The organism is Dyella sp., assembly GCF_035503745.1.
GTDB lineage: Bacteria > Pseudomonadota > Gammaproteobacteria > Xanthomonadales > Rhodanobacteraceae > Dyella_B.
The window spans coordinates 112,278-137,451 of the sequence record NZ_DATJTC010000002.1; the positions used below are offsets into that span (position 1 = coordinate 112,278).

At 63.9% G+C, this 25,174-nt stretch carries 30 protein-coding genes; 16 read left to right on the forward strand and 14 right to left on the reverse strand.

From position 1 onward, the window contains the following. Nucleotides 1-122: 122 nt before the first annotated feature. Nucleotides 123-968: a hypothetical protein gene (locus VME63_RS00650; protein ID WP_325429195.1), complete on the forward strand. Its 846-nt coding sequence runs from the start codon at nt 123-125 to the stop codon at nt 966-968. A gap of 139 nt (nt 969-1,107) precedes the next feature. Here VME63_RS00650 and VME63_RS00655 read toward each other — a convergent pair whose 3' ends face one another. The 3 genes from VME63_RS00655 to VME63_RS00665 form a co-directional block, all read right to left on the reverse strand. Then, nucleotides 1,108-1,278: a hypothetical protein gene (locus tag VME63_RS00655; RefSeq protein ID WP_325429197.1), complete on the reverse strand. Its 171-nt coding sequence runs from the start codon at nt 1,276-1,278 to the stop codon at nt 1,108-1,110. A 177-nt stretch (nt 1,279-1,455) separates the two neighbouring features. Next, on the reverse strand, nt 1,456-2,262 hold the full coding sequence (locus VME63_RS00660; protein WP_325429198.1) for an AIM24 family protein: 807 nt from the start codon (nt 2,260-2,262) through the stop codon (nt 1,456-1,458). A 176-nt stretch (nt 2,263-2,438) separates the two neighbouring features. Then, nucleotides 2,439-3,290, reverse strand: coding sequence for a LysR family transcriptional regulator (locus VME63_RS00665; RefSeq protein WP_325429200.1), 852 nt, complete (start codon nt 3,288-3,290; stop codon nt 2,439-2,441). Nucleotides 3,291-3,416: 126 nt separating this feature from the next. Between VME63_RS00665 and VME63_RS00670 the strand changes: the two genes are divergently transcribed. The 4 genes from VME63_RS00670 (at nt 3,417) to VME63_RS00685 (ending at nt 6,418) form a co-directional block, all read left to right on the forward strand. Next, on the forward strand, nt 3,417-4,418 hold the full coding sequence (locus VME63_RS00670; protein ID WP_325429202.1) for a zinc-dependent alcohol dehydrogenase family protein: 1,002 nt from the start codon (nt 3,417-3,419) through the stop codon (nt 4,416-4,418). Nucleotides 4,419-4,470: 52 nt separating this feature from the next. Continuing rightward, the gene (locus VME63_RS00675; protein ID WP_325429204.1) at nt 4,471-4,815 is read left to right on the forward strand and encodes a carboxymuconolactone decarboxylase family protein; all 345 of its coding nucleotides are present in this window, start codon (nt 4,471-4,473) and stop codon (nt 4,813-4,815) included. A gap of 153 nt (nt 4,816-4,968) precedes the next feature. Next, nucleotides 4,969-5,793, forward strand: a complete 825-nt coding sequence (locus VME63_RS00680) for an oxidoreductase (RefSeq protein WP_325429207.1) — start codon at nt 4,969-4,971, stop codon at nt 5,791-5,793. Nucleotides 5,794-5,806: 13 nt separating this feature from the next. Then, entirely contained in the window at nt 5,807-6,418 is a 612-nt protein-coding gene (locus VME63_RS00685) for a protoglobin domain-containing protein (protein WP_325429209.1), read from the forward strand. Nucleotides 6,419-6,471: 53 nt separating this feature from the next. Here VME63_RS00685 and VME63_RS00690 read toward each other — a convergent pair whose 3' ends face one another. After that, nucleotides 6,472-7,350: an NmrA/HSCARG family protein gene (locus VME63_RS00690; RefSeq protein ID WP_325429211.1), complete on the reverse strand. Its 879-nt coding sequence runs from the start codon at nt 7,348-7,350 to the stop codon at nt 6,472-6,474. Nucleotides 7,351-7,466: 116 nt separating this feature from the next. On the opposite strand from VME63_RS00690, the gene VME63_RS00695 reads away from it, so the two are divergent. After that, nucleotides 7,467-8,366 (forward strand): LysR family transcriptional regulator, encoded by a 900-nt coding sequence (locus tag VME63_RS00695; RefSeq protein WP_325429213.1) that lies wholly within the window; start codon nt 7,467-7,469, stop codon nt 8,364-8,366. 205 nt (nt 8,367-8,571) lie between these two features. Here the strand turns inward: VME63_RS00695 and VME63_RS00700 are convergent, their stop codons facing one another. Next, nucleotides 8,572-9,189, reverse strand: a complete 618-nt coding sequence (locus VME63_RS00700; protein ID WP_325429215.1) for a TetR/AcrR family transcriptional regulator — start codon at nt 9,187-9,189, stop codon at nt 8,572-8,574. A gap of 99 nt (nt 9,190-9,288) precedes the next feature. Between VME63_RS00700 and VME63_RS00705 the strand changes: the two genes are divergently transcribed. Beyond that, nucleotides 9,289-10,344 carry an MBL fold metallo-hydrolase gene (locus VME63_RS00705; protein ID WP_325429217.1) on the forward strand — a complete coding sequence of 352 codons (1,056 nt, stop codon included), beginning with the start codon at nt 9,289-9,291 and terminating at the stop codon, nt 10,342-10,344. A 123-nt stretch (nt 10,345-10,467) separates the two neighbouring features. Here VME63_RS00705 and VME63_RS00710 read toward each other — a convergent pair whose 3' ends face one another. The 4 genes from VME63_RS00710 to VME63_RS00725 all read right to left on the reverse strand — a co-directional run bounded on the left by VME63_RS00710 (nt 10,468) and on the right by VME63_RS00725 (nt 13,657). Next, entirely contained in the window at nt 10,468-11,628 is a 1,161-nt protein-coding gene (locus tag VME63_RS00710) for an NAD-dependent formate dehydrogenase (protein WP_325429219.1), read from the reverse strand. 146 nt (nt 11,629-11,774) lie between these two features. After that, entirely contained in the window at nt 11,775-12,704 is a 930-nt protein-coding gene (locus VME63_RS00715) for a LysR family transcriptional regulator (RefSeq protein ID WP_325429221.1), read from the reverse strand. A gap of 91 nt (nt 12,705-12,795) precedes the next feature. After that, on the reverse strand, nt 12,796-13,191 hold the full coding sequence (locus VME63_RS00720) for a hypothetical protein (RefSeq protein ID WP_325429223.1): 396 nt from the start codon (nt 13,189-13,191) through the stop codon (nt 12,796-12,798). Between the two features lie 193 nt (nt 13,192-13,384). Next, on the reverse strand, nt 13,385-13,657 hold the full coding sequence (locus VME63_RS00725) for a hypothetical protein (RefSeq protein ID WP_325429225.1): 273 nt from the start codon (nt 13,655-13,657) through the stop codon (nt 13,385-13,387). A 217-nt stretch (nt 13,658-13,874) separates the two neighbouring features. On the opposite strand from VME63_RS00725, the gene VME63_RS00730 reads away from it, so the two are divergent. Beyond that, on the forward strand, nt 13,875-14,399 hold the full coding sequence (locus VME63_RS00730) for a sigma-70 family RNA polymerase sigma factor (protein WP_325429228.1): 525 nt from the start codon (nt 13,875-13,877) through the stop codon (nt 14,397-14,399). A gap of 2 nt (nt 14,400-14,401) precedes the next feature. After that, nucleotides 14,402-15,064, forward strand: coding sequence for a hypothetical protein (locus VME63_RS00735; RefSeq protein ID WP_325429230.1), 663 nt, complete (start codon nt 14,402-14,404; stop codon nt 15,062-15,064). Nucleotides 15,065-15,151: 87 nt separating this feature from the next. On the opposite strand, the gene VME63_RS00740 is transcribed toward VME63_RS00735, so the two are convergent. Further along, entirely contained in the window at nt 15,152-16,708 is a 1,557-nt protein-coding gene (locus VME63_RS00740) for a glycoside hydrolase family 30 protein (protein WP_325429232.1), read from the reverse strand. A gap of 322 nt (nt 16,709-17,030) precedes the next feature. On the opposite strand from VME63_RS00740, the gene VME63_RS00745 reads away from it, so the two are divergent. Then, nucleotides 17,031-17,726: a glutathione S-transferase family protein gene (locus tag VME63_RS00745; RefSeq protein ID WP_325429234.1), complete on the forward strand. Its 696-nt coding sequence runs from the start codon at nt 17,031-17,033 to the stop codon at nt 17,724-17,726. An 11-nt stretch (nt 17,727-17,737) separates the two neighbouring features. Here the strand turns inward: VME63_RS00745 and crcB are convergent, their stop codons facing one another. Beyond that, nucleotides 17,738-18,169 (reverse strand): fluoride efflux transporter CrcB, encoded by a 432-nt coding sequence (crcB, locus tag VME63_RS00750; RefSeq protein WP_325429236.1) that lies wholly within the window; start codon nt 18,167-18,169, stop codon nt 17,738-17,740. Nucleotides 18,170-18,210: 41 nt separating this feature from the next. Further along, on the reverse strand, nt 18,211-18,852 hold the full coding sequence (locus VME63_RS00755) for a DUF6348 family protein (RefSeq protein ID WP_325429238.1): 642 nt from the start codon (nt 18,850-18,852) through the stop codon (nt 18,211-18,213). A 273-nt stretch (nt 18,853-19,125) separates the two neighbouring features. On the opposite strand from VME63_RS00755, the gene VME63_RS00760 reads away from it, so the two are divergent. From VME63_RS00760 to VME63_RS00775, 4 genes are all read left to right on the forward strand, one after another. Then, complete coding sequence (locus VME63_RS00760) at nt 19,126-20,568, forward strand: MFS transporter (protein ID WP_325429240.1); 1,443 nt, start codon at nt 19,126-19,128, stop codon at nt 20,566-20,568. Then, nucleotides 20,565-20,993: a MarR family winged helix-turn-helix transcriptional regulator gene (locus VME63_RS00765; protein ID WP_325429242.1), complete on the forward strand. Its 429-nt coding sequence runs from the start codon at nt 20,565-20,567 to the stop codon at nt 20,991-20,993. Before VME63_RS00760 ends, VME63_RS00765 begins: the two co-directional genes overlap by 4 nt. A gap of 2 nt (nt 20,994-20,995) precedes the next feature. Next, complete coding sequence (locus tag VME63_RS00770) at nt 20,996-21,331, forward strand: hypothetical protein (RefSeq protein WP_325429244.1); 336 nt, start codon at nt 20,996-20,998, stop codon at nt 21,329-21,331. Between the two features lie 185 nt (nt 21,332-21,516). Next, nucleotides 21,517-21,900 (forward strand): nuclear transport factor 2 family protein, encoded by a 384-nt coding sequence (locus tag VME63_RS00775; RefSeq protein ID WP_325429246.1) that lies wholly within the window; start codon nt 21,517-21,519, stop codon nt 21,898-21,900. 21 nt (nt 21,901-21,921) lie between these two features. Here VME63_RS00775 and VME63_RS00780 read toward each other — a convergent pair whose 3' ends face one another. Then, complete coding sequence (locus tag VME63_RS00780) at nt 21,922-22,824, reverse strand: LysR family transcriptional regulator (protein WP_325429248.1); 903 nt, start codon at nt 22,822-22,824, stop codon at nt 21,922-21,924. A gap of 117 nt (nt 22,825-22,941) precedes the next feature. Here VME63_RS00780 and VME63_RS00785 point away from each other — a divergent pair, with 117 nt between their 5' ends. Next, on the forward strand, nt 22,942-23,682 hold the full coding sequence (locus VME63_RS00785; protein WP_325429250.1) for an SDR family oxidoreductase: 741 nt from the start codon (nt 22,942-22,944) through the stop codon (nt 23,680-23,682). Nucleotides 23,683-23,721: 39 nt separating this feature from the next. Next, complete coding sequence (locus VME63_RS00790; protein WP_325429252.1) at nt 23,722-24,633, forward strand: SDR family NAD(P)-dependent oxidoreductase; 912 nt, start codon at nt 23,722-23,724, stop codon at nt 24,631-24,633. A 49-nt stretch (nt 24,634-24,682) separates the two neighbouring features. On the opposite strand, the gene VME63_RS00795 is transcribed toward VME63_RS00790, so the two are convergent. Next, the gene (locus VME63_RS00795) at nt 24,683-25,120 is read right to left on the reverse strand and encodes a hypothetical protein (RefSeq protein ID WP_325429254.1); all 438 of its coding nucleotides are present in this window, start codon (nt 25,118-25,120) and stop codon (nt 24,683-24,685) included. Nucleotides 25,121-25,174: the final 54 nt, after the last annotated feature.

Sequence of the window (25,174 nt, forward strand, 5' to 3'; positions counted from 1 at the left end):
CATTGACAGAGCATTATCATGCGCAATATGCCCTGCCGTCAGGCCCCGGCGGATGATGCAAGAACGAAGGTTGCGTGGTTAACCGCGGGCGGGCCCAAAGTCTACGCTGGGAAGGGGGTTATATGTTCGGCAGCAATGTTTGCGAAGTCGCGCTTGGCATGATCCTTTGTTTTGGTTCGGTGGCTTTGATTGCCAGCAGCATTCAAGAGGCTGTCGCATCCATTTTGCGGTGGCGAGCGAGGACGCTGCTGGCCGGCATCAGCAATTTGCTTAATGGCAGGGATCTGGTTGTTGATATTTACAACCATGCGCTGGCCAATCCGCGTTCCGATGGCGGCGCCAGTACGATGGCGGATATATCGATGAAATATGCGCCCTCATATATACGTCCGGAGGATTTCTCCAGGGCTCTGGTCGATTCACTGCAAAAAGACGGGGCCACTTTTCAACAATTGCCCGCCGTCATAGCAACCATCGGCGATAAGCAATTGGAAACCTGCTTGCTAGGTATGTACAACCGCTCGGTCGGAAGCACCGAGAAGTTTGAAGACAGCGTTGCGCGCTGGTTCGATTCCGCCATGGATAGAGTCTCCGGTGCCTACAAGCGCAAGGCGCAGCTGTGGACCTTTATTTTTGCTCTCGCCGTGGCGGTAATTTTCAACGTCGACGCGCATCAAGTCATGACCGCCCTGTGGAACCTGGCGATCAACCACCACGGGCCGGCGATACCCACAGACCCCAAGGCGATAACTTCGGTGGATGATGCCTTGGCTACATTCGACAGGCTTCCCATCGGGTGGAGCCGCCTGTGGCCGTTGAATCCGGCCATTCGCGACGAAGCGATAGTTTGGGCGGCCTTCGGATGGATAGTGACGGCAAGCGCGGCGCTGTTTGGCGCACCTTTCTGGTTTGGGCTGCTGGGAAAGGTGGTCAATCTACGCGGAGTCGGAAAGGCACCTCCCAATTAATTTTTTTCGCGAACGAGGCGCATGGGGGCGTTTTCGCCGCGGACCGGCTGCCATGCATGGTGCAGGGATGGCGTTGTCGATTTCACGGGAGAGTGGGCGGCAAGCGCATAAGCGTGCATGACTTGTTGCCGCCATGGGATCAGGCGGCCAAGGGAACATCCCGCTGATTTCCCTCCGTTCCCAACGCAGCTTTCACCACATGATCAAACCATTTGTCATGCAGCCGCTCGCCCTCCTGGCAGGCTTCGCCGTTGGAACACTGTGGGCACATCTGGGTGTGGAGCACCAGCGCCAGCACGATCCCTTTCATGGTGGTTCCCCGAATCAGGTAGTGGTCGTCACGTTTCGCTAACGTTATCGACCGGCATGTGCGGCGGCTTGAATCGGGTGTCGGTGAAACGAAAGAGGCCGGGCGGTTTCCGGTGGGAAGTGCGCGCCAGCCTCTTTTGAAAATCGACGCGCTCGCTGCGGGCGCGCGTTGTGTCGATCAGTCGTCCTTGTTGAACAACCCACCCAGCACCGAACCGATCACGCCACCGGCGATGGCGCCGCCCAGTCCACCGGCATCGCCGCCGATACCGCTCATCACGGAGGTGGTAGATGCGCCTTCGCGGCCGATATAGGGCGATAGCGCGTGGGCGAGGTTGGGCATGGTGAGGGTTTGCAGCCACACCTGGCCGGGGCCGGTGAGTTGGGCGATGAACAAGCCGTCGCCACCGAAGATTTTGTTCTTCAGGCCCGGCAGCAGGGTGATGTCGAAGTTCACCGTGCCTTCGAACATGCCGATGTGGCCCGGGTGTACTTGCAGCGTTTCGCCGGGGGCGAGGGTGTAGGTGACGATTTCGCCGCCCAGTTCCACCCAGGCGCGCGCGTTACCACTGAGTTTTTCCAGAATGAAGCCGTCGCCGCCGAAGATGCCGGCGCCGAGCGAGCGCTGGAAGCCGATGCTCAGTTCCACGCCTTCGGAGCCGCACAGGAAACCATGGCGGTGGATGAAATAGGTGTGGCCCGGATTGACCTGCACCTCGACGATCGAGCCGGGCACTTTCGCCGCGAAGGCGACCATGCCGGGCGAGCCGGAGGTCTCGTATTCATTCATGAACAGGCCGCCGCCGGAAAGCGCGCGCCCCACCACGCCGAGAAAGCCCTTCGCGCCGGCCGTTTGCGCGGTGGTCTGCAACACGATGTTGCGGGTCATCCAGGAAAACCGGCCCGGTTCGGAAATAATTCTGTCGCCTTGCTCCAGGCCCACTTCCAGCACCGGCAACGTCGTTCCCACCAAACGCGTTTTCATTCTCTTGCTCTCCCGTAGTGCCATGTCTTGACTCAGTTTGCGGGTATCGAACGACACACGCCTGGTTGCTTGCAAACTAAACGAATGTGAGCGGGAACAGGTTACATTGAAATTTCAGCGGCTTGAAGCAACCGTGCCGAACCTCACATGCGTGCGTGCTTCTACGCCAGAAAGGCTCAGCTGGCCAATTGCGCAACTACCATGTCCAGCAAGGCGCGCAGGCGTGCGAGGCGGCGCATGTCGCGGTGGTAGCCGACCCAGATATCGCGCGCGGGCGGGTCCTCGCCCAGGTCGATGCGTTGCAGGTGATCGATGGTGTCGCCCAGCGGACGCGGCAAAACCGCGACACCCGCGCCTTTGACGCACATGCGTGCCTGCACCGCGCGCGCATTGCTGCGAAAGCCCACGCGCGCATGGGGCAATTTGCGTTGCAGCCATTCCACTTCGGGCATGCCGCCGAAGGCCACATTCATCACCAGCAGCGATGCGCCGGTGCCGTCGCCGGCTGCCGGCACTGGCGCATCGGCCGCGACGTACACGCCATAAGGCATGCGCAGCAGCTTGCGCGAAACCACGTCCGGTTCGTCGAAAGGCTGGATGCGAAAGGCGAGGTCCGCTTCGCGCCGCGACAGGCTGAAAAAGCGCGAATCGGTGAGCAATTCGACGACCACGTGCGGATACTGCCGGGAGAAATCGGCGATCACCGGCGTCAGCATGTATTCGGCGAACCAGTCGGAGGACGTGATGCGCAACATGCCGTCCAGTTGCTGCTCGTGCCCGGTGAGCTGGCGCTGGAAGGCGAGCGCTTCCTCCTCCATGCGCTCGGCGTGGCTCAGCACGGCAGCGCCTTCGTCGGTGAGCACGAAGCCGTCCTTGGTGCGCTGGAACAGCTGATGTCCCAGTGCGCGTTCCAGCGCTTGCAGACGCCGGCCCATGGTCGGCTGGGTTTGCCCAAGCTTGCGCGCGGCCGCACCCAACGTGCCTTCGCGCGCCACGGCGAGGAACACGCGCAGGTCGCTCCACTCCATCACCTACCTCCGGCCGGGTCACCCTGACCATGCAATTATGCATGGACGGAATGCGATTATTTTGATTTCCATACAAAAAATATGGGCGTAGCTTAACCATCCATCTCCCCTGATTGCGACGCCGCCATGAGCAAACCCACCTCCATGCAAGCCGCCGTGCTGGAAAACCACGGCGCCCCGTTCCGCCTCACCGAAGTGGCCCGGCCGGTGCCCCGGGCCGGCCAGGTGCTGGTGCGCATCATGGCCAGCGGCGTCAATCCCTTGGACCTGAAAATCCGCAGCGGTGGCGCCGAGCATGCGCGTCACCCGCTGCCGGCGATCCTGGGCATCGATCTGGCCGGCGTGGTCGAGGCGGTGGGCGCACAGGTCGCGGATTTCCGCGTCGGCGACGAGGTATACGGCATGACCGGCGGCGTGGGCGGCATCCAGGGTTCGCTGGCCGAATACGCGGCGGTGGATGCCGGTCTGCTGGCACGGAAACCTTCGCATTTCAGCATGCGCGAGGCGGCGTCGCTGCCGCTGGTGTTTATTACCGCGTGGGAAGGTCTGGTCGATCGCGCGCATGTCCTTGCCGGTCAGACTGTGCTGGTGCAAGGCGGTGCGGGCGGCGTGGGTAGCATGGCGATCCAGCTCGCGGGCGCATTGGGCGCGAAGGTATTCGCCACCGGCGCCGCGGCGCGCGCGAACGTGATTGAACAACTCGGCGCCACGCCGATCGACCATGCCAAGATGTCGGTCGAGGAATATGTAGCCGCCTATTCGTCCGGCCGCGGTTTCGACGTGGTGTACGACACCTCCGGCGGCACCAGCCTGGATGACTCCTTCAAGGCGGTCGCGCGCCTGGGCCACGTGGTCAGCGCATTGGGCTGGGGCACGCATGCGCTGGCGCCGCTGTCGTTCCGCGCCGCCAGTTATTCGGGTGTGTTCACCTTGCTGCCGCTGCTCACCGGCGAGGGCAGGGCGCATCATGGAGAGATTCTGCGCCAAGCCACGCGCCTGGCCGAGGCGGGCATGATCAAGCCGCTGGTCGATGCACATTATTTCGCCTTGAGCGACATCGACGCCGCGCATGCGCTGGTGCAGGCACGGCGCACGCAGGGCAAAGTGGTCATCAGCATTACGCATTGACACCGGGCGCGGCGCCCGATTGCAGCACCTCACATCCACCAGGAGAACTGTCATGTTGAATTGGCTTGAATACCGCAAGGAACTGATGGGCCGCATCGGCGAAATCGGCAAACTGAGCCCCGATACGCTGGCCGGTTACCAGACGCTGTCCAAGGCCGGCCAGAAAACCGGCCAGCTGGACGCGAAAACGCGCGAACTGATCGCGCTGGCCGTGGCGGTGACCACGCGCTGCGACGGCTGCATTACCGTGCACACGGGCGAAGCCTTGAAGCATGGCGCGACGCGCGAGGAAATCGCCGAAGCGCTGGGCGTTGCCGTCGCATTGAACGCGGGTGCGGCACTGGTGTACTCCGCGCGCGTGATGGATGCGGTGGGCGAACATAGCGCGGCAGGCTGAGCATCCTCTCTTGCATGCAGGGAGAGGCAGGGGGCAGGCAGTCTCGCATCGAGGCAAGTAAGAGCGGCCCCCGACCAGCCTCCCCCTTGCAAGCAGGGGAAGGTAACCTGCGACAGCGCATTGAACCCACGATCACTGTAAGGATTGTCCATCATGTCCAAGCCACACTGGTTCATCACCGGCATCTCGCGCGGCTTCGGCAAGGCGCTGTGCGAGGCCCTGCTCGAAAGCGGCCACCGCGTAGTGGGCACGACCCGCAACGGCACATCGGCATTGGCGCACGACAACCTTACCGTGCTGGCGCTGGACGTCACCGATGAGCGGCAAACCGAACAAGCGATCCAGCAGGCCATCGCAAAACTCGGCCGCATCGACGTGGTCGTCAACAACGCCGGCTTTGGCATGGTGGGTGCGGTCGAGGAAGTTTCCACCGACGAGGCACAGTTTGCCTTCGACACGAATTTCTTCGGCAGCCTCAACGTGATCCGCGCGGTGATGCCGCACTTGCGCGCCAACCGTGGCGGACACGTGGTCAATTTTTCTTCCGTCGGCGGGATCACCGGTTCGGCGGGCAATGGTGTGTACAACGCGGCGAAGTTCGCGGTGGAAGGCATGTCCGAAGCGCTGGAGCTGGAAGGCAAGCCGTTCGGCATCGGTGTCACGATCGTCGAGCCCGGTTATTTCCGTACCGATTTTCTTTCCGCAGGCTCCATCAAAATGGCCGCCAGGCGCGTGGACGCGTATGCCGATACCGCCGGCAAGGTGCGCGAAGCGGTTTGCGCGCGCAGCGGCAAGCAGCCCGGCGACCCGGACAAGGCCGTGCGCGTGATCATATCGGCGGTGGAATCGGCCACGCCGCCGCTGCGTCTGCCGCTTGGACCCGATTGCTACGCGCGGATCGAAGACAAGCTGGCGCGGCTCCGGCGCGACATGGACCACTGGCGCGACGCCGCCTGCGCCACGCAATTTGACGCATAAGAGGATCTTTCCCGTGCCTACCCATGCGAGCGACATCCCCGGCTACACCTACGGCAGCTCCGCGGTGCAGGCGTCGTCCGTCACGCTGGAGGAACTGCAACGGCTGAAGTTGTCGGTGGGTCTTACCGAGGAAGACGAACGTTACCTGCGCATGGCCGCCACCGTGCTGGACGATCAGGTGGCAGCGATCGTCAACCACTGGCGCGCCGGTATCATCGCCGGCATCCCGCATCTGGCCAGGCATTCGCGTAACTTGGACGGTTCGCCCAATCCGGAGTATCTGGCGCGCAGCAATCGCCGTTTCCAGCAGTGGATCATCGACACCTGCCTGCGCCCGTACGACCAGGACTGGCTCAATTACCAGCAGGAAATCGCGCTAAGGCATACGAGCCTGAAGAAAAACCGGGTCGATCGCGTCGCCTCCACCACGCACGTGCCCTACAGCGACATCGTTGCCTTCGTGGCGGTGCTCAACGACACCATCAAGCCTTACCTGCAGGCCAAGGGCCACAGCGATACTGATGTGGCGGGCATGCATCTGGCCTGGCAGAAATCGCTGCACTTGCAGATGGCGCTGTGGGCAAAGACGTATATGGATCTGCCGGACGGCAGCGCCCAGTGGTGATGTCCCATTCGCGTTATCCAAACCGTCTCCCGCGCGGAGGTGGCCGGCGGCGATCAATCACCCTTCCATTGCGTAACGGCCTGGTTGGCGAAGTCCCGGTAGGAGCGCGGCGCATGCCCGAGCAGGCGCGTCAATCGCACGAGGTCGTCCGCGCTCGCCGCCGCGCCATCGCTTTGATAACGGTCGAGCATCAGGCGTAGATCCAACGCCTGCCACGCCGGCATCATCTGTTTCATGCGCTTCTCCAGCGCGGCGGTGTCGTTGCCCGCATAGCGGATCTGGCGCCCCAGCACGTCGCTCCAGATCTGGGCGATGGCGCTGCCGGGCAACACATCCGGTCCGACCAGTGCGTAGCTCTCGCGGGGTAGCGGCGCGGCTGCGCGTTCGCGACGCAGCAGTTCGTGCGCGGCCGCTTCGCCGATGTCGCGGATATCCACCATCGAAATACCCTTGTCGCCGACGGGCATGCCATAGACGCCGGCGTTCAACAGCAAATCCTTCTGGCGCAGATCGTTCTGGATGAAATAGGCCGGACGCAGCACCGTGGCGGGCAGATCCAAGGCCTGGATCATCCGCTCCACCGTATGCTTGCCGGCGAAGTGCGGCACGTCGGCGTAGCTCTCACCCTTGAACACGGAGAGATAGACGATGCCCTTCACCCCGGCCTCGCGTGCGACGGTCAGCGCCTGCATCGCCTGGGTCAGTTCGTCCGCGACATTGGGCACCAGCAGGAACAGGGTGCTGGTGCCTTCAAGCGCGGCACGAAAGGCATCGATGTCGGCCAAGTCGCCGGCCACCGCGCTCGCGCCGGGCGGAAGCTGCGCATTGGCCGGTGAGCGGGTCAGGGCGCGCACCTGCGCGCCCGATCCGGCCAGTTGATGGATGACCTGGGAACCGATCGTTCCGGTGCTGCCCGTAACCAGAATGCTCATGACGGAAATCCTCGCTGTGTAATGGGGTAAACAGGTGGATACACGGTAAGGGGTTTCATTCGTGTAGATAAGACGCCAATAATTGGACACCTCGTCTCATATATGGAACACACCCTATGGATCTGCAGGCGCTCACTGATTTCGCATTGGTGGCCATGCACGGCGGCTTCGGGCGCGCGAGCCGGGTCTCGGGCCGATCCAAGGCCACGCTGTCGCGGCGCGTGGCCGAGCTGGAGCAAAGCCTGGGCGTGCGCCTGATCGAACGCGGCACGCAAAGCCTTCGCCTGACCGATGAGGGGCGTGCCCTGCACGAACGCACGCACGGTCCGCTGACCGAACTTGCCGAAGCGGAGGAGGCCGTGATGCTGGGGGCTTCGACACCGCGCGGAAAGCTGCGGGTGAGCGCGCCGCTCGTGCTCGCGCACGTGGCCCTTGGTCGCGTGGCTGCGCGCTTCGCGCTGGCGTATCCGGACGTCCAACTGGAAGTGGTGGCCGAAGATCGAAACGTGGATCCGGTCGAGGACGGTTTCGACTTGGTGATACGCGTGGATCCTTCGCGCGATGAACGGCTGGTCGGGCGCCGCATTCTCGACGATCAGCGCCTGGTCGTCGCGCATCCGGATATCGCCATGCCCGCGGCCGTTGACGGAAACGACACTCCGCCGCCGGTCAAGGCGGTGTTGATGTCGGCAGCGTCGCCGGACGCCGTGTGGTCGTTCCGTACTGGCGATGGCAACGAAAGGCGTGTGGCGGCGACGAGCGCCTTGCGATTGTCCTCGCTGCTGATGGTTCGCGATGCGGCGCTGGCGGGCGCGGGCGTGGCGTTGTTGCCCAAGCTGCTGGTGGAAGAGGACGTCAAAAGCGGTCGCCTCGCGCTGTGGGGCATCGATACGCGTCCGCCGGTGGAGATATGGGCGTTGCGAAATTCCCGCCGTCTGGTGGGTGCGAAGGTGCGTGCGTTTCTCGATGCGATCGAGCAGGCGTTTCCAGGCCGCATCTTTACGCCGCCGGCATAAGATTCGCCGCGCAGAAACGAAGCGACATCTTCATAAACTTAAAAGGAAGGCCAAACGCATCGACGATTTATTGATGCGATCGTGTTGCCCATTCGATATGGTTGTGTGCGCAACGGCCCGCCCACTTGCGCAGGTCAGGGTGCGTGGCAAAGCGATCGGCACGCAAAGGCGTGCCGGCATGCAACGTTGACGATTGCGGCAGTTGCTACGCGTAGTAAGCCAGAAACATATCCACCGCCGACTCCGCCACCTGCTTCTGCGCGGCCGCATCCAGCGGCGGTTGCGCCAGGGTGATCTGCGGCCAGAACGCAAACCCCTTGATCAGCCCTTGCAGCTGATGCGAAGCGAACACCGGATCTTTCGTGTTCAAGCGGCCCGCGGCGGCGGCGGCGCGAATCCACACGGTCAAGCCTTCCTCGCGCTCGCCCATGCGCTCCACCATCTGCTGCGCGCGTTCGGGCGAATGAATGCCCGCGGCTATCGCCACGCGTGCCAGCGATACGAACGCCTCGTCGTTGAGCAGTCGAAACTTCTGCGCGATCAGTTCCAGCAGTTGCTCGCGCAGCGGGCGGTCGTGGCGATAGACCACTTCTTCGCCGCCGGCGATCGCCTGCCATAGGTGATGCAGGATCTGGGCAAACAGCACTTCCTTGCTGGGGAAGTGGTTGTAGACGGTGCGCTTGGACACGGCGGCGCGCGCGGCGATGCGATCCATGCTGGTGGTTTCGTAGCCGGACAGCCGGAATTCCTCGATGGCGGCCTCGATGATCGCGCGCCGTTTGCGGTCGGTCAGGCGTTGGGAGGTGGCGGAAGAACTAGGCATGGCGCCATTTTACACTGGATGGTTTACTTTTTGCGAAAGATAAAGTACACTGCTCGGTGTACATCCGGGCATGTCCCGGCCCCTCTGCAGGAATTGGCCATGTCTTCCCCTCTGATCGACAAATACCAAGCCTCGCCCCAACGCCGCGGCCAGCGCTTCCACAACCCGGCGCCGCGTCCGCCGCAAAGCATCGGCAAAACCCTGCGCATCATCTGGAACGCGCTGTTCCACAAGCCGGCCGACACGCGGCCTCAGGCACCAATTCCGGTGCAAGCGCTCACCCGCGCGCAGCTCGATGCCGCGCCGGACCGCAGCCTTTACCGCCTCGGCCATTCCACCATGCTGATCAAATTGCGCGGTGCCTATTGGCTCACCGATCCGGTTTTCGCCGAGCGCGCGTCGCCATTGCGGTGGATGGGCCCCAAGCGCTTTCATCAGCCGCCGATCGCGCTGAGCGATCTGCCGCCGCTGCGCGGTGTCGTGCTGTCGCACGATCACTACGATCACCTGGACCGCTGGAGCATCGAGCAACTGGCCGCCAGCACCGGCGTGTTTCTGACCCCGCTCGGTGTCGGCGATCGCCTGATCGAATGGGGCGTGGATGCGTCGAAAGTGCACCAGCTGGACTGGTGGGAAAGCATCGAGATCGACGGCCTGCGCATGACCGCCGCACCCGCGCAGCATTTTTCCGGGCGCACGCCGTTGGACGGCAACAGCACGCTATGGGCGTCATGGGCAATCTTCGACGATGAGCTGCGCGTGTTCTTCAGCGGCGACACCGGTTATTTCGATGGCTTCAAGCGCATCGGCGAGCGCCTGGGTCCGTTCGACATCACCTTGATGGAAACCGGCGCCTACGACGGGCAATGGCCTTACGTGCACATGCAACCGGAACAGACCGTGCAGGCGCATCGCGACCTGCGCGGCCGCTGGCTGCTGCCGGTGCATAACGGCACCTTCGACCTGGCCATGCATGCGTGGCAGGAGCCGTTCGAACGCATCGTGTCGCTGGCCGCGCAACGTGACGTTCCGCTGGCCACTCCACGCATGGGCGAGCGGCTGGATCTGGCTGCGCCGCACCAGGGCGAGCGCTGGTGGCGCAACGTGGAATCGGCGGCGACCGCGCGGCTGGAAAGTGCCTTGTCGCTGAAGTGAAGGCGGCACGCGCGGACAAGGATCCGGCGGGGGCGTGGCGCCCCAACGAGCGGGGCCGGGGCGCTTGTGCGCGCACCCGGCCCCGGCGAGGCATCGATCATGCGGCCAAACGCACCGCCGCGATCAGGTCAGCTTGTAAGAGGATGCGCCCGTGCCGGCCAGCTTGCCGCCATCGACGATCAGGTATTCCGAGCGTATGGGTTTTTTCTCGAAGAAGCATTGCAAAATTTCCAGCGTGCCCGCCGCGTAACGCGTCTGCGCGGAAAGTGACGTACCGGAAATGTGCGGCGTCATGCCCTGGTGCGGCATGCGGCGCCACGGGTGATCGATCGGCGCGGGCTGCGGAAACCACACGTCGCCCGCGTAGCCGGCCAGCTGCCCCGATTCCAGTGCGCGCACGATTGCATCGCGATCGCACAGCGCGCCGCGCGCGGTATTGATCAGGTACGCACCGTGCTTGAACAGCTTGAGCATCTTGTCGTTGATCATGCCTTGGGTGGATGGATACAACGGCGTCTGCAGGTTGACCACGTCACACGCTTTGATCAGCGATTGGGGTGTGTCGTGGAAGGTGACGTTGAGTTCCTTCTCGATCTCCGGCGCCAGGCGGTGCGGGTCGTAGTAATGCAGATGCACGTCGAACGGCTTCATCCGGCGCAGCACGGCCAGGCCGATGCGGCCGGCCGCGATGGTGCCGAAATGCATGCCTTCGATGTCGTAGCTGCGGCTCACGCAATCGGCGATGTTCCAGCCGCCATGGTTGGCGATCTGGTGGGAGGGCAGGTAATTGCGCACCAGCGACAAGGCCATCATCACCACATGCTCGGCCACGCTGATGCTGTTGGAGAAGGTGACCTCGGCCACGGTCACGCCGTGTTCGGAGGCAGCCTTCAAATCCACGTGGTCCGAACCGATACCGGCGGTGATCGCCAACTTCAGATTCTTCGCCTTGGCAATGCGTTCGGCGGTGAGGTACGCGGGCCAGAACGGCTGCGAAATCACCACGTCGGCGGTGGGCAGGTGCTTGTCGAGCACCGAGTCGGCGCCTTCCTTGTCGCTGGTCACAATCAGTTCGTGGCCGTTCGCTTCCAGGTATTTGCGCAGGCCCAGCTCGCCCGACACGCAACCGATCAGCTCGCCCGGCTTGAAGCCGAGATCGCCTTGCGGCGTGGGCGCGGTCTGTCCGTTCGGATAGCCCTTGATCGCCGGAATGTCCTCGCGCGCGTAGGCCGGGGGGTAGCCGGTGACGGGATCGGGGTAGAGAACGCAAAGCACTTTGGCCATTGGAATGCTCCGTTGGGGGAAGGACGTGATGGTTCACGCAGCCAACGGAGTCTGCGTTCGCGGTGGCGTTCGCCGCCAATCATTTGTCGGTATCCGGTGATAATCGTCATTTATCACGCGCTGTTGCGTTGCAGCGAAACGACTTATCAATGCCGGGGCGGCGCGACCGCTTCCAGCACGCCGTCAAGGCGTCCTTGCAGGTCCATCAAGGGCGCCATGTCCCATGCTGCCTTCACCACCGCGGGGGGTGCTTCTTCGCGCAGGCGCAGCAAACTCATCGGCGACAACTGCTGCGGCTCGATCGGGCGGATGCTGATCCCGCTGGCCAGAAAGTAATCGGGCAGCGCGCTGACCGGCGCGATGCTGCACACCTGGCCCATCAGCACCTCTTCGTACATCACGCTCAAGGTGTTGGTTTCCACCATCACATTCGGCACCACGCCCGCGTGTCCGAAGGCGGCATCGACGATCTTGCGATTCTGCATCTCGTGATTGAACAGGCACAGCGGCAGGCGTGCCGCTTCCGCCCAGCTATAGGAAGGCTTGGTGGGCAGTCCGGCCTTGTCGCTGGACAACAGCACGAAGCGCTCGGAGTAAAGCACCATGCTTTCATACGCATCCGGGTCGCAGCGTTCGGCATAGGCAAGACCCAGATGCACTTCCTTGTTCTTCAGGCGTTGCAGAATGTCGCGCGTGCTCAGCGAGAACACTTCCAGCGTAAGTTTGGGAATGGCGCGGCGATATTCGCTGGCCAGCATCGACACCGCGCGCAACGCCGAAGGCACCGTGCCGATCGCCAGATGGCCGCCGGCCACCACCTGCGCCAGCGCCGCTTCCTGTCGCAGCCCTTCCAGCGATGCCAGCGTCTGCCTGGCCCACGCCAGCACCCGCTCGCCTTCCGGCGTAAAGCCCTGAAAGCGCCGGTCGCGCAGAATGATCATGATGCCAAGCTCCCGTTCGAGCTGGCGGATGCCCGCCGAAAGTGCCGGTTGCGACACCCAGCACGCTTCGGCCGCGTGCGCGAAATGCTTGTGTTCGGCGAGTGCGACAAGGTAGTGCAGCTGTCTTACGAACATCGCGGTTCCCGCTGGGGTGGTGGGCAACGTGGGTCAAGGCGCGAGCGATTGGCTTTGCATGGAAAGCGTGCACGCCGCGATCGCCCGGCACCTAGTGTCCCACCGCGGCACGCAGCGCGGCCACGTCCGCCGCCGGCAGGTAGCGCTCGCGTGGCGAAGCAGGCGCTGGCGCATAAAGGTAGGCCATTGCCGAGCCGTCGTTCCAAGCGAACAGATCCAGCGTGCTCTGCGGGCCGCCGGCCCGGCGCATCACAATGGCCATGGTGATGGACCTGGGTGGCGTTCCCATCGGTGCGCGCCAGCCGGCGTCGTGCGCCTTGAGCCAGTCGGACAGCTGTGCGACCTGCTGCGCACGCAACGCCCCGCCGGAAATCCCTGGGCCGTAGACCGACGCCGATGCCACTTCGGGTATCTTGACCACGCTGTAGCAACCCGCGAGCGCGGGTATCAACGTCGCGATCAGGGCTCCTCGCGCAACGGCTTGCATGCCAACCCCTTTTTGCCCGGGCGCCTCAAGTGTGCACCTTCCCGTACCGGCATCCAATGATCCTGCCGCGCCCGGATCGATCCGGCCGCCGCACCGCCAACCTGGCAGCGCGCGGAGCCAAGCCGGCGCCACGCACTACCACCTGGCGGCCATTGCAACGCAACGCGGGCTACGCCAATAGTGTGAACAGGCCCTAGACGTTCGACGGCTCGGTTTGAGCCGGTTCGGCCTGCTTGGCCGGCAGCGCCGATACGACCAGCGCCGAAAGTTGCGCCGCGCCCAGGACAACCACAAGACCTACGGCGGCGCTGGCCACACCATGGTTCACGAAGGCCAGGGCACTGGCACTGCTGGCGTAGTTGCCGGTGTGCACGTTGTAGGCCGTGACGAAATAATTCAGGCCGCTGAAGATTTCCGAGGCGCCGAGATAGCGCAGCACCAGCGTGAACCACATCCTGGGTGACATGTATTTTCTCTCCTTACGGTAAGGGTTGGACGGGCCTAAGCGCACGGGGCGAAGCTGCATGTCGAAAGCTGGTGCCGGCCGCCCGTGCGTATGAAACTCTACCTCGCGGCAAGCATGGCCGGCAGTGGCCGGGGCGCCGCCGGCACGGTGGCCCTGGGTCTGTGATTTTTTTCCGCGCTGTGCGAATCATGGGGTGAGCCGACGAGCGCGAACGAGCATGAGCCACCGCCAGGACCCACGACAGTTCCAGACCCTGCTGCGCGAGCACGAAGGCATCGTGTTCAAGGTGGCGGGCCTCTACGCCCGCCACGCCGAGGACCGGCGCGACCTGGCGCAGGAGATCGGTCTGCAGGCATGGCGTTCGTTCGCACGCTTTGATCCGCGCAAGGCGAAGTTTTCCACCTGGCTCTATCGCGTGGCCTTGAACGTGGCGATTTCGCAACTGCGCAAGGGCAGCAGCCACTGGCATGGAACGCTGGAGCCGCTGGAGCGGCATCACCTGGAAAGCATCGGGGCCGAGCCCGCGCCCGAGCCGGACGAACGGCTGGCCATGCTGTACGCCTTCATCGCGCAATTCGATGCGCTCAACCGCGCCTTGATTCTGCTGTATCTGGAAGACAGGCCGTATGCCGAGATTGCCGACATTCTCGGCGTCAGCGAAACCAACGTGGCCACCAAGATCGGCCGCATCAAGCAAACGCTGCGCGCGCGCATGACCGGCGCGCAAAACGTGGGAGCATGATCATGGAACTGGACGACATGAAGCAGGCCTGGCAGGAACTCAGCGGGCGACTGGACCGCCAGCAGGCGCTGGACTGGGAGCTATGGCGCATCAGCCACATGGACCGGCTGCGGCGTCGGCTGCAGCCGCTGGTCTGGGGACAGTCGGTGCTGCTCGTCCTTGGCGTGTTGATCGCGTTGTGGGGTATCCGCTTCTGGTCCACGCATGTGCACATCTGGCAGGCCCTGGCTTGCGGCATCGCCATGCAAGCGTTCGGCACGCTGTCGATCTTTTTTCCGGCACGCGTGATCGCGATGGTGTGCACGATCGATTACGCCGCGCCCGTGCTTGAGATACAACGCCGCATCGCGGGACTGCGCGCGTGGCGGGTGAAGGTGGAGGCGCCGGTCTTTGGCGTGCTGGGCAGCGTCATCTGGATTCCGGCGCTGCTGATGCTGGCGCAGTACGGCATGGACATCGCCGGTGTCGACGGCTGGCGCGACGCGTCCGGTTTACCCTTGTGGCTAATCATTGTTGGCGCGGGATCGTTGGCGGTCACGGGCCTGCTTTACTGGCTGGTGTGCAAACTGGGGCGTCGCCGCTGGCTGGAAGACAGCATTGCCGGCAGCTCGGTCAAGCGAGCGCAAGTGATGCTCGGCGACATCGCGCGATTCGAGCAGCCATAGCGCTGCGTGCGCCGGGCAGGCCCACGCGCGCGAACAGGTAGAAGTTGGGCGCCGGCTAACTTGGTGCCGTTGCCGGATCGCGCCTGCTCAGCGCGGTTTCTTCAGCCACCACAACAACCGTTGTCTCCAAGCGCCCACCTGGCCCGGTTCCCACACGAACGTCGCCACGCTTTGCGCCGGCATGATGTATTCGAAACGCGTGTGATCCTGGGAAACGGCGATGTTGCGCGCCGCGGCGCTTCCGTTGACCACCACCAGCACGATCGAGTCGTCCGCGGAGTTCTGGAATGCCACGTTGTAGATGCCGTGGTCGGTATCGGTGGAACCGATGCGCACGGCACCGGGCAGCACGAATCGGCTGAAGTGCGCGAAGGCGTAGTATTCGTCGTTGCGGCTGATCGCGCCGGTGCGCGAGTCGATCAGGACGATGCCTTTGCACAGCGTGCAGCCGCCGAAGTGCGGGCCGTGGTTTTCGTCCAGCGCCAGGTTCCAGTAGACCACGCCGCGTGCCCAGTGCCTGAGCCCGGCGAGCAGCAGGTCGCGGGCGAACCACAGCAACTCGCCGTGCATGGCCGAGCCCCAGTCGCCGCCGGAACATTCGCTGATATAGGTGTCCTTTTGCGGATAGGCGCGATGCACGCGGCTTTGTGCAGTGGGTACGCCTTCGTAGCAATGCCAGGCAACACCATCGATATACGGCGCAGCCTTGGGGTCCCCCAGTACGCTTAAAGGTTCCTCCGGATGGCTCCAGTTGTGATCCCATTCCAGGAGGCTGGTTTTCTGCTTGCGCTTGGCCAGCTTGGGGCCAAGGTATTGGGCGATCACACGCGCCCGCGTGGGCGCGGGCATGCCCATGCCGGGATAAGTGGCGGGTATGAAGGCGGGCTCGTTTTGCATGGTAAGGGCGAAGATGGGGATGCCATGGTCGCGGTAGGCGTCGAGGTACTTGACCAGGTAGTCCGCAAACACGCTTTCGTACTGCTGCAGCAATGTTCCGCCGATCACGCTGCCGCTGGTCTTCATCCAGCCCGGTGCGCTCCATGAGGAGGCGATGATGCGCAAGCCCGGATTGATCGCAAGCACCTCGTGTATCGCGGGTATCACATCAAGCAGATCGGGCGCGATATTGAAGTGCGTCAGTTGCGGATCGACCTGGCCGGATGGGACGTCGTCCAGCGTGTAGGGTTTCAACGAGAAGTCCGACGCGCCGATGGTCACGCGCATCATGTTGAAGTTGAGCCCCGGCGGCGGCCCATACAGCTCATGCAACAAAATGAAGCGCTGCAGCGCGCCGAGTTTGTTTTCCAACAGCCATGCCGAGGAGTCGGTCATCGCCGCGCCGAAGCCCACGATGGTTTGATAGGTCTTGTGAGTGTCGATAACGATGTCGGTGGCCGCCGGGCCACGCGCGCTCATCTCGATATCCGGTTGCCGCGCCAGCTTCAGCCGGCGATCGGCGGTGCTCAGCCAAAGCTCCACCACCGTCGTGTCCGTGTACGCCGAACCGACAATCCCCGGGTCCGCTCTTACGCGCTGTTCGAGGCGCAGCGCTTGCGGCGCAGTCAGCGCGAGCACGGTGAACAGGGCGAGCACGGCGGTGAGTGCGGCAGCTACCCGATTGGACTGGTGCTTTCGCTCATCCATGGCGTGTGCACATCCTATCGCTCATAGTGCAGATCACCTGGAGCCCGACGTGTCCGGGCTTGCGCACCGGGGCGCAGGATGCGATGGGGTGCCGCGCTTGCAGGATGCCCGATCCAGTACCACATTAACGGCGAGCGAAGGCATCGAAAGATTGCCCCAGGGCACGCCAAGCCGATCGCCTCCATCCCATGTTCGCCGTGTTGTCGTTCAAGGCGCTAAGAATACATCCGTTGCAGGGCGGAAACGGCGTACCTCATGCCGGAAAAGATTCGGCGCGCCGTTTCCGTTTCCATCCCTACCCCAAGGCGCGAGATCTTGCATCGTGGACAAGCCAACCCTCTACTCCTATCCGGGCCTGTGCGGCGTCGCGGACAACAACCCTTTCGGCCTGAAGGTCTATGCGTTCATGCGCCTGTGCAACATGCCGTTCGAGCACAAGCACATCCTGGATACGAAGAACGCCCCGCGCGGGCAACTGCCCTATCTGACCGATGGCGACCAGGACATCGGGGACAGCGATGCCATCATCGCCTACCTCATCCACCGCTACCGGCTCGCGCTGGATGACGGCCTTTCCGAGCAACAGCGCCGTCTTGATTACTTGCTGCGCCGTACCCTGGATGACCTGTATTGGCCGATGAGCTATTCCCGCTGGGGCGACGCGCGCTACTGGCCGTCGTTTCGGAACCTCGTGCTGGCCGAGCATCCCCAGATTGCCCAAGGCGACATGGATGCCGCGCACGACTATAACCAGCAGCGTTATTACTACCAGGGCATCGGCCGCTACCAGCCGGAGCAGATCTACGAGCGGGGCATCGCCGATCTTGCGGCTATCAGCGGCCTGCTCGGCGACAGCGCCTTCATCTTCGGCGCGGCGGCGCGCTCCATCGATGCCGCTGTGTATGGCTTTGTGGCCAACATCTATTTCTATGACATTCCCACGCCGCTAAAGCAGTTCGTCCTGGCATGTCCCAACCTGGCAAGGCATTGCGAATCGGTGCACGCGCGCGTTCGCTAGCTGAGCCGGCATTATTTTTCCGGTTCCGGATTATCCATCTTGTCGTAGCGCTTACCGAGCAAGGCGTGCATGAGATAGATGCCGAACAGGGTGAGCGCGAGCGTTCCCAGCAGATGGCTGGCCACATGGGCCGCGAACCAGAAGTATTGCCCATGCAACAAAAGCCCGACCGCTTCGGCAGAAAAGGTGGAATAGGTGGATAAACCGCCGATCATGCCGGTGGCTGCGAACAGGCGTACTTCCACCGGCAGGGTCTGGAATCGCTGGAACACGCCGATCAGGCATCCCATCACGAAGCCGGCGCTCCAGTTGGCCGCCAGCGTGCCGGGCGGCAGATGCGGAAAGAGCGGGTTGAACAGTGCGCTCAGGATGTAGCGCAGCCAGCAACCCACGATGCCGCCCAGGCCCACCGCCAGCAATCCTCTCCAGGTCAGGTCCTTCATGGGTGCTCCTCGTCGCCGCGTCAGTGCCGCCAATGGCAGGTTCAGTAATCGCGAATATCCAGCGCGATAAAGCAACGCGCACTATAACCTGCCCCGGAAGGCCAGTTGAGTTGGCTCAGCAACCGGTCGCCGCCCGGCCACGGCTCGTTGTCCAGCAAGGCTTCGGCGGTGACCGCGCCGTCGTCCGCGCGGCGATGGAACAGGCGTATCCAGTGCAGCTGGCCACTCAGCGACTGGTTGCGCAAGGCTTCCTGCAAGGCGGGCAGCAGGCCTTCGGGCGCAGCGATGTCATCGCGGCTGACGGTGAACGGGCCGACGAACACATCCCAGCTGCGCACGCCCAGTTCCCAGCTTTGCAACTGGATGCGCCGGTCGTCCGTGACGTACCAGCATGCGGCCAGCAGCACATGCAGCACATGCTGCTCGAACGCCTTCAACGCATCGCGCATGCCGGTCTCGCCACGGCCACGGCCGGCGACGCTTTCCTCGATGTGGCGTTCCTCGCTGATCACCACCTCGATGTCCAGCCGCCCGGGCGCGGCATCGGTGCCGTCCTGCCAATGGGCGCGGAGGGCGGGGAAGTCGCCATCGGTAACCAGCCAGTCTTCATCCACTTCCAGCTCCACATCGTGACGCCGGAACAGGCGCAGGAGCTCGGTTTGCAAGGTGTGGGAATCGGCCATGGTCATCTGTGGAGGTACCTGTGTTTTCTCGGTGGCGCAGCCGGCGAAGCCGATGCGGCGCGTGGCTGAATAAGGCGGTGCGGGAATTTTACAGCCAAGCCGTCACTTTCGAAGGTTGCGCCTTCCGGCACGCGCACCGCGCACACCGTCGCCTTTTCATGTCACTGGCAGAAGCGATTGGAAACGCTTGAGGGCACCCAGGCACGGCCTTGCCAGCCGTGAAAGCGGCCAGCGGGGTTGACGGCGCAATAGTTGTTAATTCACAATAGTTGTATGAATACAACTATCAAGACCCATGGACGCCCCGCGGCGCATCCCAACCTCATTCTCTGCATCTGCTGCCTGAGCCTGCTGATGGTGGCCATGGATGCCACCATTGTGAACGTGGCGCTGCCTTCGATCCGGCGGGATCTGCACGCCTCGATCTCGGGCCTGCAGTGGGTCATCGATGCCTACACCATGGTGGTGGCGAGCCTGCTGATGCTGGCGGGGTCGATGGCGGACCGTTTCGGCCGCCGCCGTGTCTTCCAGTTCGGCATGGGGCTGTTCATGCTGGGCTCGCTGCTGTGCAGCCTGGCACCGAACATCCACGGCCTGGTGGCGTTTCGCGTCCTGCAGGCGCTGGGGGCGACGATGCTCAATCCGGTGGCCATGTCGATCATCGCCAACACCTTCCACGAACCCAAGGCGCGCGCGCGTGCCATCGGCATCTGGGGCGCGGTGGCCGGCGTGTCGATGGCGCTGGGTCCGGTGATTGGCGGCGCACTTACCGAAAGCGTGGGCTGGCGTTCGATTTTCTGGGTCAACCTGCCGGTCGGTGCCACGGCGATGCTGCTGGCCGCGCGCTACATTCCAGAGTCGAAGGCGCCGCAACCGCGCCGCGTGGATCTGGTCGGGCAGGTGCTGGTGTTCACCACCCTGGCGACCGTCACCTATGCGGTGATCGAAGGCACGCATACGGGCTGGGGTTCGGCCACCATCGTCGGCCTGTTTGCCACGGCCGCGCTGGCGCTCGCCGCCTTGCTCATCTATGAACCCCGGCGCCGCGAACCGCTGATCGATCTGCGCTTTTTCCGCAGCGCGCCGTTCAGCAGCGCCACCTTGATCGCGGTGTGCAGCTTCTCCGCGTTCTCCGGCTTCCTGTTTCTCAATGCGCTGTACCTGCAAGAAGTGCGCGGGCTTTCGGCCTTCCAAACGGGTTTATGCACCTTGCCGCTCGCGCTGGCCACGATCGTGTGCTCGCCGCTTTCCGGGCGGCTGGTGGGCACGCATGGCACGCGGCCCTCGTTGCTGGCCTCCGGTACGGCAACGGTGATCAGCGCGTTGATGATGACGCAGCTTACCGCCACCACGCCGCTGCCTTGGTTGTTGTTGACCTACGTGATCTTCGGCATCGGCTTTGGCATGGTGAATGCGCCGATCACCAACACGGCGGTATCGGGCATGCCCAAGGCGCAGGCAGGCCTGGCGGCGGCGGTGGCATCCACCAGCCGGCAGATCGGCGCGTCACTGGGCGTGGCCCTGGCCGGCACCATACTCGGCGCGCACATCCATGACGGTTTCGCGCGGGCGTCGCATCCGTTCTGGTGGCTGGTCATCGGCGGGGGCCTTACCGTGTTGCTGCTGGCGTGGTTGTCCCACACGCCGTGGGCGCGCGATACCACGCGTCACGCGGCGCATTTGCTGGAAGAAGTGCCGGCCGGAGCGCCAGCATGAGCCGGCGCGGCCCCGGCGGCAGCGAAGCCGATGGCGTGTGGCAGATGATGGTCGCGCTGGTGTGGGAAAACCGCGGCGAATGGCGCCGCAAAGTGAGCGAGGTGAGTGGCCTGCCGATCAGCCGCGTGCGTATTCTGCGCCGACTGTTCGACGAGCCGAAAACGTTGAAGGAACTGGTCGAGATGACCGGTAGCGACGCGCCGGCGATTACCGTCGCAGTCAACGATCTGGAAGAGCGCAAGCTGGTCCAACGCACGCCGCTTCCGGACAACCGGCGCGCGAAACAGGTGTCGCTGACGCCCGCGGGGCGCAGGCTGGTGGAGACGATCCACGATACGGTGCGCGACGAGGCGCCGCTGCCTATCCAGCATCTGTCCAAGACCGACCTCGCGCATCTGCGCCGGATCCTGGAGCGGATCACCTAGGCGTGCCGCGCGATGAAACAGCATCGGCGCTGCGCGCGGCGCAGCGTTCGCCAGCCTTTGCCGAGGATTACCCGATGACGACACGGCCGTGTGCATCCAGCTCGGTCCCGTCGCCGAACACGGACCGACCTGATGATCCGCCGATCGAGGCGGATTTCTGGCGCATCGTGCAGATGGCGCTGGGCGTGGACTCCGATCGGGCACGCGTACGCGAGTGGTACCGGACGGAGAACATCCGCGAGCTGGATGGAAAGACCGCGCAGGAGTTGGTGCAGATGGGCGAGGCCGATCGGGTCATCGGTTTCCTGCGGTCGATCCGGCGCGGTTATCGCGATTGATCCGTGCGCGTTTGAATCGCGCGGTGTCATCAGCGCCGTAAGCGCGGCGGCTGTAAGCGGGCAGGATGGCTTGGCGCCAGGCACTTGTACGCCGGCGTGGCCCGGCGCAATCTATTTGGCCGTCCAGATGGATGCGCGTTGCGCACGCCACGGGACGCGCGCGCAAGCTTAAGCGGAGGCCGACGATGCAGGCGCACGACATCCGGACTGCCCTCGATCGGCATTGGGCCGCGTCCGCCGCGGGCGATCTCGTCGCCGAGCACGAGATCTACCACGACGATGCCGTATGCGAGTATCCGCAGTCGGGCGAAATCATTCGCGGACGCCACAACCTGCAGGCGCTGCGTGGCCATCATCCGGGCAAACCGGCGGGCTTCGCCGTTCGCCGCATCGTGGGCGAAGGCCAACTGTGGGTTACCGAATATGCCATTGCCTACCAGGGAAACATGGCGCACACGGTAAGCATCATGGAGTTCAAGGACGGCAAGGTGGCGCACGAAACCCAATATTTCGCCGATCCGTTTGCCGCGCCCGCATGGCGTTCGCAATGGGTCGAGCGGCCGGCGTGATCGCGCGCCGCAAGAGGATGGTTAGCGCGGAATGTCCTGGCGCATGGCCAGCGCCTGCATCACCCACTCGATGAACACGCGCACGCGCGGCGAAAGCTGCCGGCTGTGCGGGTAGAGCAGCGACACCGGCGTCGGCGGCGGCGGAAAGTCGGCCAGCACTTCCACTAGCGAGCCTTCGGCCAGCGCGGTCTGCACGTGATAACGCGGCACCTGGATCAGGCCGAGCCCGAGCTTGGCCGCGGCGACGTAGGTTTCGGCGCTGGTCACCGTGACGGTCGAAGGTACGCTGACGTTGCGCGGCGTGCCGTTGAGCATAAATTCCAGCGGCAAGACCATGCCGCTGGCCGAGGAAACGAAACCCACGCTCACGTGCGCGGCAAGATCGTCGATGCCGGCGGGGTTGCCGTAACGCGCCATATACGCGGGGCTGGCGCAGGTTACTTCCTCCAGCAGCGCGACGCGCCGGCCGATCATGGCGCTGTCTTGCAGATCGCCCACGCGCAGCACGCAGTCGACGCCTTCGCGCACCAGGTCGACCAGGCGGTCGCCTTCGCCGATGTGCAATTGCAGTTGTGGATACTTGGCAAGAAACGCAGGCAACGCCGGCAGCACGAAGTGGCGCGTCAGCGTGCCGTGCACATCCACGCGCAACAGTCCGCGCGGCTTGGCCTCGCTGAAGGCGGCCTCGGCATCTTCCACGTCGCCAAGAATCGCCACGCAGCGGCGGTAATACGCTTCGCCGTCCAGCGTGGCTTTGACGTGGCGGGTGGTTCGCTGCAGCAGTTGCACGCCCAGGCGCTTTTCCAGCTCCTGGATCACCTGCGTAGCGGTGGAGCGGGGCCATTCCAGGTCCTGCGCGGCGAGGGTGAAGCTTTGCCGCTCCACGATCCGGGTAAACAGCCGCATCACGTCCAGGCGGTCCATAGGGGGCTATTGTTCGCTTATAACGAATTATGTTGCCAGGTTAGCACCGATTATTTGTCCACAGGGAAAGCCTAGCCTTTCTTCAAGCCGGCACGGTGCCGGTCCTGGAGAACCCTCATGAACAAGCAAACTCAGAAAGTGGCCCTGGTGACCGGCGCTTCCCGCGGTATCGGCGCCGCGATCGCGCAACGCCTGGCGGCCGATGGCTTTTCCGTCATCGTCAACTACGCCGAAAACGCCGCGCCGGCCCAGGCCCTGGTACGTGCGATCGAACAGGCGGGTGGTTACGCCGTGGTGGCCAAGGGCGACGTCAGCAACGCCGCGGATGTGCGTCGGTTGTTCGATACCGCCGAAACCGCCTTCGGCGGTGTGGACGTGCTGGTCAACAACGCCGGCATCATGCAGCTGGCCACCGTTGCCGATGCCGACGATGCCTCGTTCGACCGCCAGGTGGCCGTCAATCTGAAAGGTACGTTCAACACGTTGCGCGAAGCGGCGACGCGACTGCGCGCGGGCGGCCGCGTCATTAATTTCTCCTCCAGCGTGGTCGGGCTGCTGCAGCCCACCTATGCGGTGTATGCCGCGACCAAGGCGGGGGTGGAAGCGATGACCCGGGTGTTCGCCAAGGAATTGCGCGGGCGCGACATCACCGTCAATGCCGTGGCGCCCGGTCCGACCGCGACCGACCTGTTTCTCAACGGCAAGCCGCAGGAAGTGATCGATCGCCTGGCCAAGCTCGCTCCGCTGGAACGTCTGGGGCAGCCCGCCGACATCGCCAACACGGTGGCTTTTCTTGCCGGCCCCGACGGCGGCTGGATCAACGGCCAGGTTTTGCGCGCCAACGGCGGAGTGATCTGAGCACGCGTCTTCCCACTTTCAACGCAAGGAAACCCAATCATGAAACAGGTCATTGTCATCACCGGTGCATCCAGCGGCTTTGGCGCGCTGGCCGCACGCGCGCTCGCCCATGCCGGGCATACCGTTTACGCGGGCATGCGCGAAACCACCGGGCGCAATGCGCCTCAGGTCGAGGCCGTGCAGCGCTACGCCGCCGAGCATGCGGTGGATCTAAGCACCGTCGAGATGGATGTCGCCTCGGAAGCGTCGTGCGAGGCGGCGATCGCGCGCATCATCGCCCGGCAGGGCCGCCTGGACGTGGTCATCCACAACGCCGGCCACATGTCATTCGGCGCGGCCGAAGCGTTTACTCCCGAGCAATTCGCGCAGCTTTATGACATCAACGTGCTGAGCACCCAGCGCGTCAATCGCGCCGCGCTGCCCTCGTTGCGCAAGCAGGGGCGTGGTTTGGTGTTGTGGGTGTCCAGCAGCAGCGCGCGCGGCGGCACGCCGCCGTACTTGTCGCCGTATTTCGCGGCAAAGGCGGCGATGGATTCGCTCGCCGTCAGCTACGCCAGCGAACTGGCGCGCTGGGGCATCGAAACCTCGATCATCGTGCCCGGCGCGTTCACCCAGGGCACCCACCATTTCGCCAACGCTGGGGCGCCCGACGACAAGGTACGGGCTGCTCTCTACGATCAAGGGCCGTATGCGGGATTGGCCGAGCAAAGCCTCAAAGGTCTGGCTTCGCTGGAGCCCGCCGATGCCGATGTAGCAGCCGTGGCCCAGGCTATCGTGCAGGTGGTGGACACCCCGTTCGGCAAGCGTCCGTTTCGGGTGCACATCGATCCGTCGCAGGACGGTGCCGAGATCGTCAACGGCGTGGCTGACCGCGTGCGCGCGGAGCTGTTGCGGCGCATCGGCCTGGAAGACCTGCTGCATCCCCGCGTCGTGGAGCATCCGAAAGCTTGACCGCGCCCGGGTCAGGAGCGGCGGCTGGCGTGCCGCTCCTGATCGACGCTCACGTATTCTTGATGCTCGGATTGGGATCGGACCTTCCGCAACCAAACGTCAATGGCACGCCATAGATGCGCTCGCCAAAGCGCGCGAACAGCTGGTAACGCCAGATGCCTTCGCTGCTCTTGTCATGGTGATGGTTGTGCAAGGTGATCGTTTTGCCATGGTGATGCAGCTGTCGAAACACTTTTTCGCTGGGTCGGCGCACCAGCCAGCTGAAGCCCGGATTCTGCGCTTCGTCCAGCGCGCAGAATTGACCGTCGGCGGCGTTGCCGATGAGTGTCCAGGTGATGGTGTGCGGTTCGCCGTCGCTGGGAATTTTGTCGAACACCTGGTTGTGATCGCCGCGATTGATCACCAGCAGGTTGTCGTCCCAGCCGTCGCCGGGGTCGCGGTAAAGCTCGACGCGCATCTGGATGTTCTGGGGCTTGGCGTGCTTCATGGAAAACTCCCGTATCGTTAAAGGGAAGGTTCCTTGCCCGGTCGTGCTTCCATG

What these genes read in the sequence shown, in the direction of transcription:
- VME63_RS00650 (WP_325429195.1), top strand. Translation starts at nt 123, where the DNA reads ATGTTCGGCAGCAATGTTTGCGAAGTCGCGCTTGGCATGATCCTTTGT.
- VME63_RS00655 (WP_325429197.1), bottom strand. Translation starts at nt 1,278, where the DNA reads ATGAAAGGGATCGTGCTGGCGCTGGTGCTCCACACCCAGATGTGCCCA.
- VME63_RS00660 (WP_325429198.1), bottom strand. Translation starts at nt 2,262, where the DNA reads ATGAAAACGCGTTTGGTGGGAACGACGTTGCCGGTGCTGGAAGTGGGC.
- VME63_RS00665 (WP_325429200.1), bottom strand. Translation starts at nt 3,290, where the DNA reads ATGGAGTGGAGCGACCTGCGCGTGTTCCTCGCCGTGGCGCGCGAAGGC.
- VME63_RS00670 (WP_325429202.1), top strand. Translation starts at nt 3,417, where the DNA reads ATGAGCAAACCCACCTCCATGCAAGCCGCCGTGCTGGAAAACCACGGC.
- VME63_RS00675 (WP_325429204.1), top strand. Translation starts at nt 4,471, where the DNA reads ATGTTGAATTGGCTTGAATACCGCAAGGAACTGATGGGCCGCATCGGC.
- VME63_RS00680 (WP_325429207.1), top strand. Translation starts at nt 4,969, where the DNA reads ATGTCCAAGCCACACTGGTTCATCACCGGCATCTCGCGCGGCTTCGGC.
- VME63_RS00690 (WP_325429211.1), bottom strand. Translation starts at nt 7,350, where the DNA reads ATGAGCATTCTGGTTACGGGCAGCACCGGAACGATCGGTTCCCAGGTC.
- VME63_RS00695 (WP_325429213.1), top strand. Translation starts at nt 7,467, where the DNA reads ATGGATCTGCAGGCGCTCACTGATTTCGCATTGGTGGCCATGCACGGC.
- VME63_RS00700 (WP_325429215.1), bottom strand. Translation starts at nt 9,189, where the DNA reads ATGCCTAGTTCTTCCGCCACCTCCCAACGCCTGACCGACCGCAAACGG.
- VME63_RS00705 (WP_325429217.1), top strand. Translation starts at nt 9,289, where the DNA reads ATGTCTTCCCCTCTGATCGACAAATACCAAGCCTCGCCCCAACGCCGC.
- VME63_RS00710 (WP_325429219.1), bottom strand. Translation starts at nt 11,628, where the DNA reads ATGGCCAAAGTGCTTTGCGTTCTCTACCCCGATCCCGTCACCGGCTAC.
- VME63_RS00715 (WP_325429221.1), bottom strand. Translation starts at nt 12,704, where the DNA reads ATGTTCGTAAGACAGCTGCACTACCTTGTCGCACTCGCCGAACACAAG.
- VME63_RS00720 (WP_325429223.1), bottom strand. Translation starts at nt 13,191, where the DNA reads ATGCAAGCCGTTGCGCGAGGAGCCCTGATCGCGACGTTGATACCCGCG.
- VME63_RS00725 (WP_325429225.1), bottom strand. Translation starts at nt 13,657, where the DNA reads ATGTCACCCAGGATGTGGTTCACGCTGGTGCTGCGCTATCTCGGCGCC.
- VME63_RS00730 (WP_325429228.1), top strand. Translation starts at nt 13,875, where the DNA reads ATGAGCCACCGCCAGGACCCACGACAGTTCCAGACCCTGCTGCGCGAG.
- VME63_RS00735 (WP_325429230.1), top strand. Translation starts at nt 14,402, where the DNA reads ATGGAACTGGACGACATGAAGCAGGCCTGGCAGGAACTCAGCGGGCGA.
- VME63_RS00740 (WP_325429232.1), bottom strand. Translation starts at nt 16,708, where the DNA reads ATGGATGAGCGAAAGCACCAGTCCAATCGGGTAGCTGCCGCACTCACC.
- crcB (WP_325429236.1), bottom strand. Translation starts at nt 18,169, where the DNA reads ATGAAGGACCTGACCTGGAGAGGATTGCTGGCGGTGGGCCTGGGCGGC.
- VME63_RS00755 (WP_325429238.1), bottom strand. Translation starts at nt 18,852, where the DNA reads ATGGCCGATTCCCACACCTTGCAAACCGAGCTCCTGCGCCTGTTCCGG.
- VME63_RS00760 (WP_325429240.1), top strand. Translation starts at nt 19,126, where the DNA reads ATGAATACAACTATCAAGACCCATGGACGCCCCGCGGCGCATCCCAAC.
- VME63_RS00765 (WP_325429242.1), top strand. Translation starts at nt 20,565, where the DNA reads ATGAGCCGGCGCGGCCCCGGCGGCAGCGAAGCCGATGGCGTGTGGCAG.
- VME63_RS00775 (WP_325429246.1), top strand. Translation starts at nt 21,517, where the DNA reads ATGCAGGCGCACGACATCCGGACTGCCCTCGATCGGCATTGGGCCGCG.
- VME63_RS00780 (WP_325429248.1), bottom strand. Translation starts at nt 22,824, where the DNA reads ATGGACCGCCTGGACGTGATGCGGCTGTTTACCCGGATCGTGGAGCGG.
- VME63_RS00785 (WP_325429250.1), top strand. Translation starts at nt 22,942, where the DNA reads ATGAACAAGCAAACTCAGAAAGTGGCCCTGGTGACCGGCGCTTCCCGC.
- VME63_RS00790 (WP_325429252.1), top strand. Translation starts at nt 23,722, where the DNA reads ATGAAACAGGTCATTGTCATCACCGGTGCATCCAGCGGCTTTGGCGCG.
- VME63_RS00795 (WP_325429254.1), bottom strand. Translation starts at nt 25,120, where the DNA reads ATGAAGCACGCCAAGCCCCAGAACATCCAGATGCGCGTCGAGCTTTAC.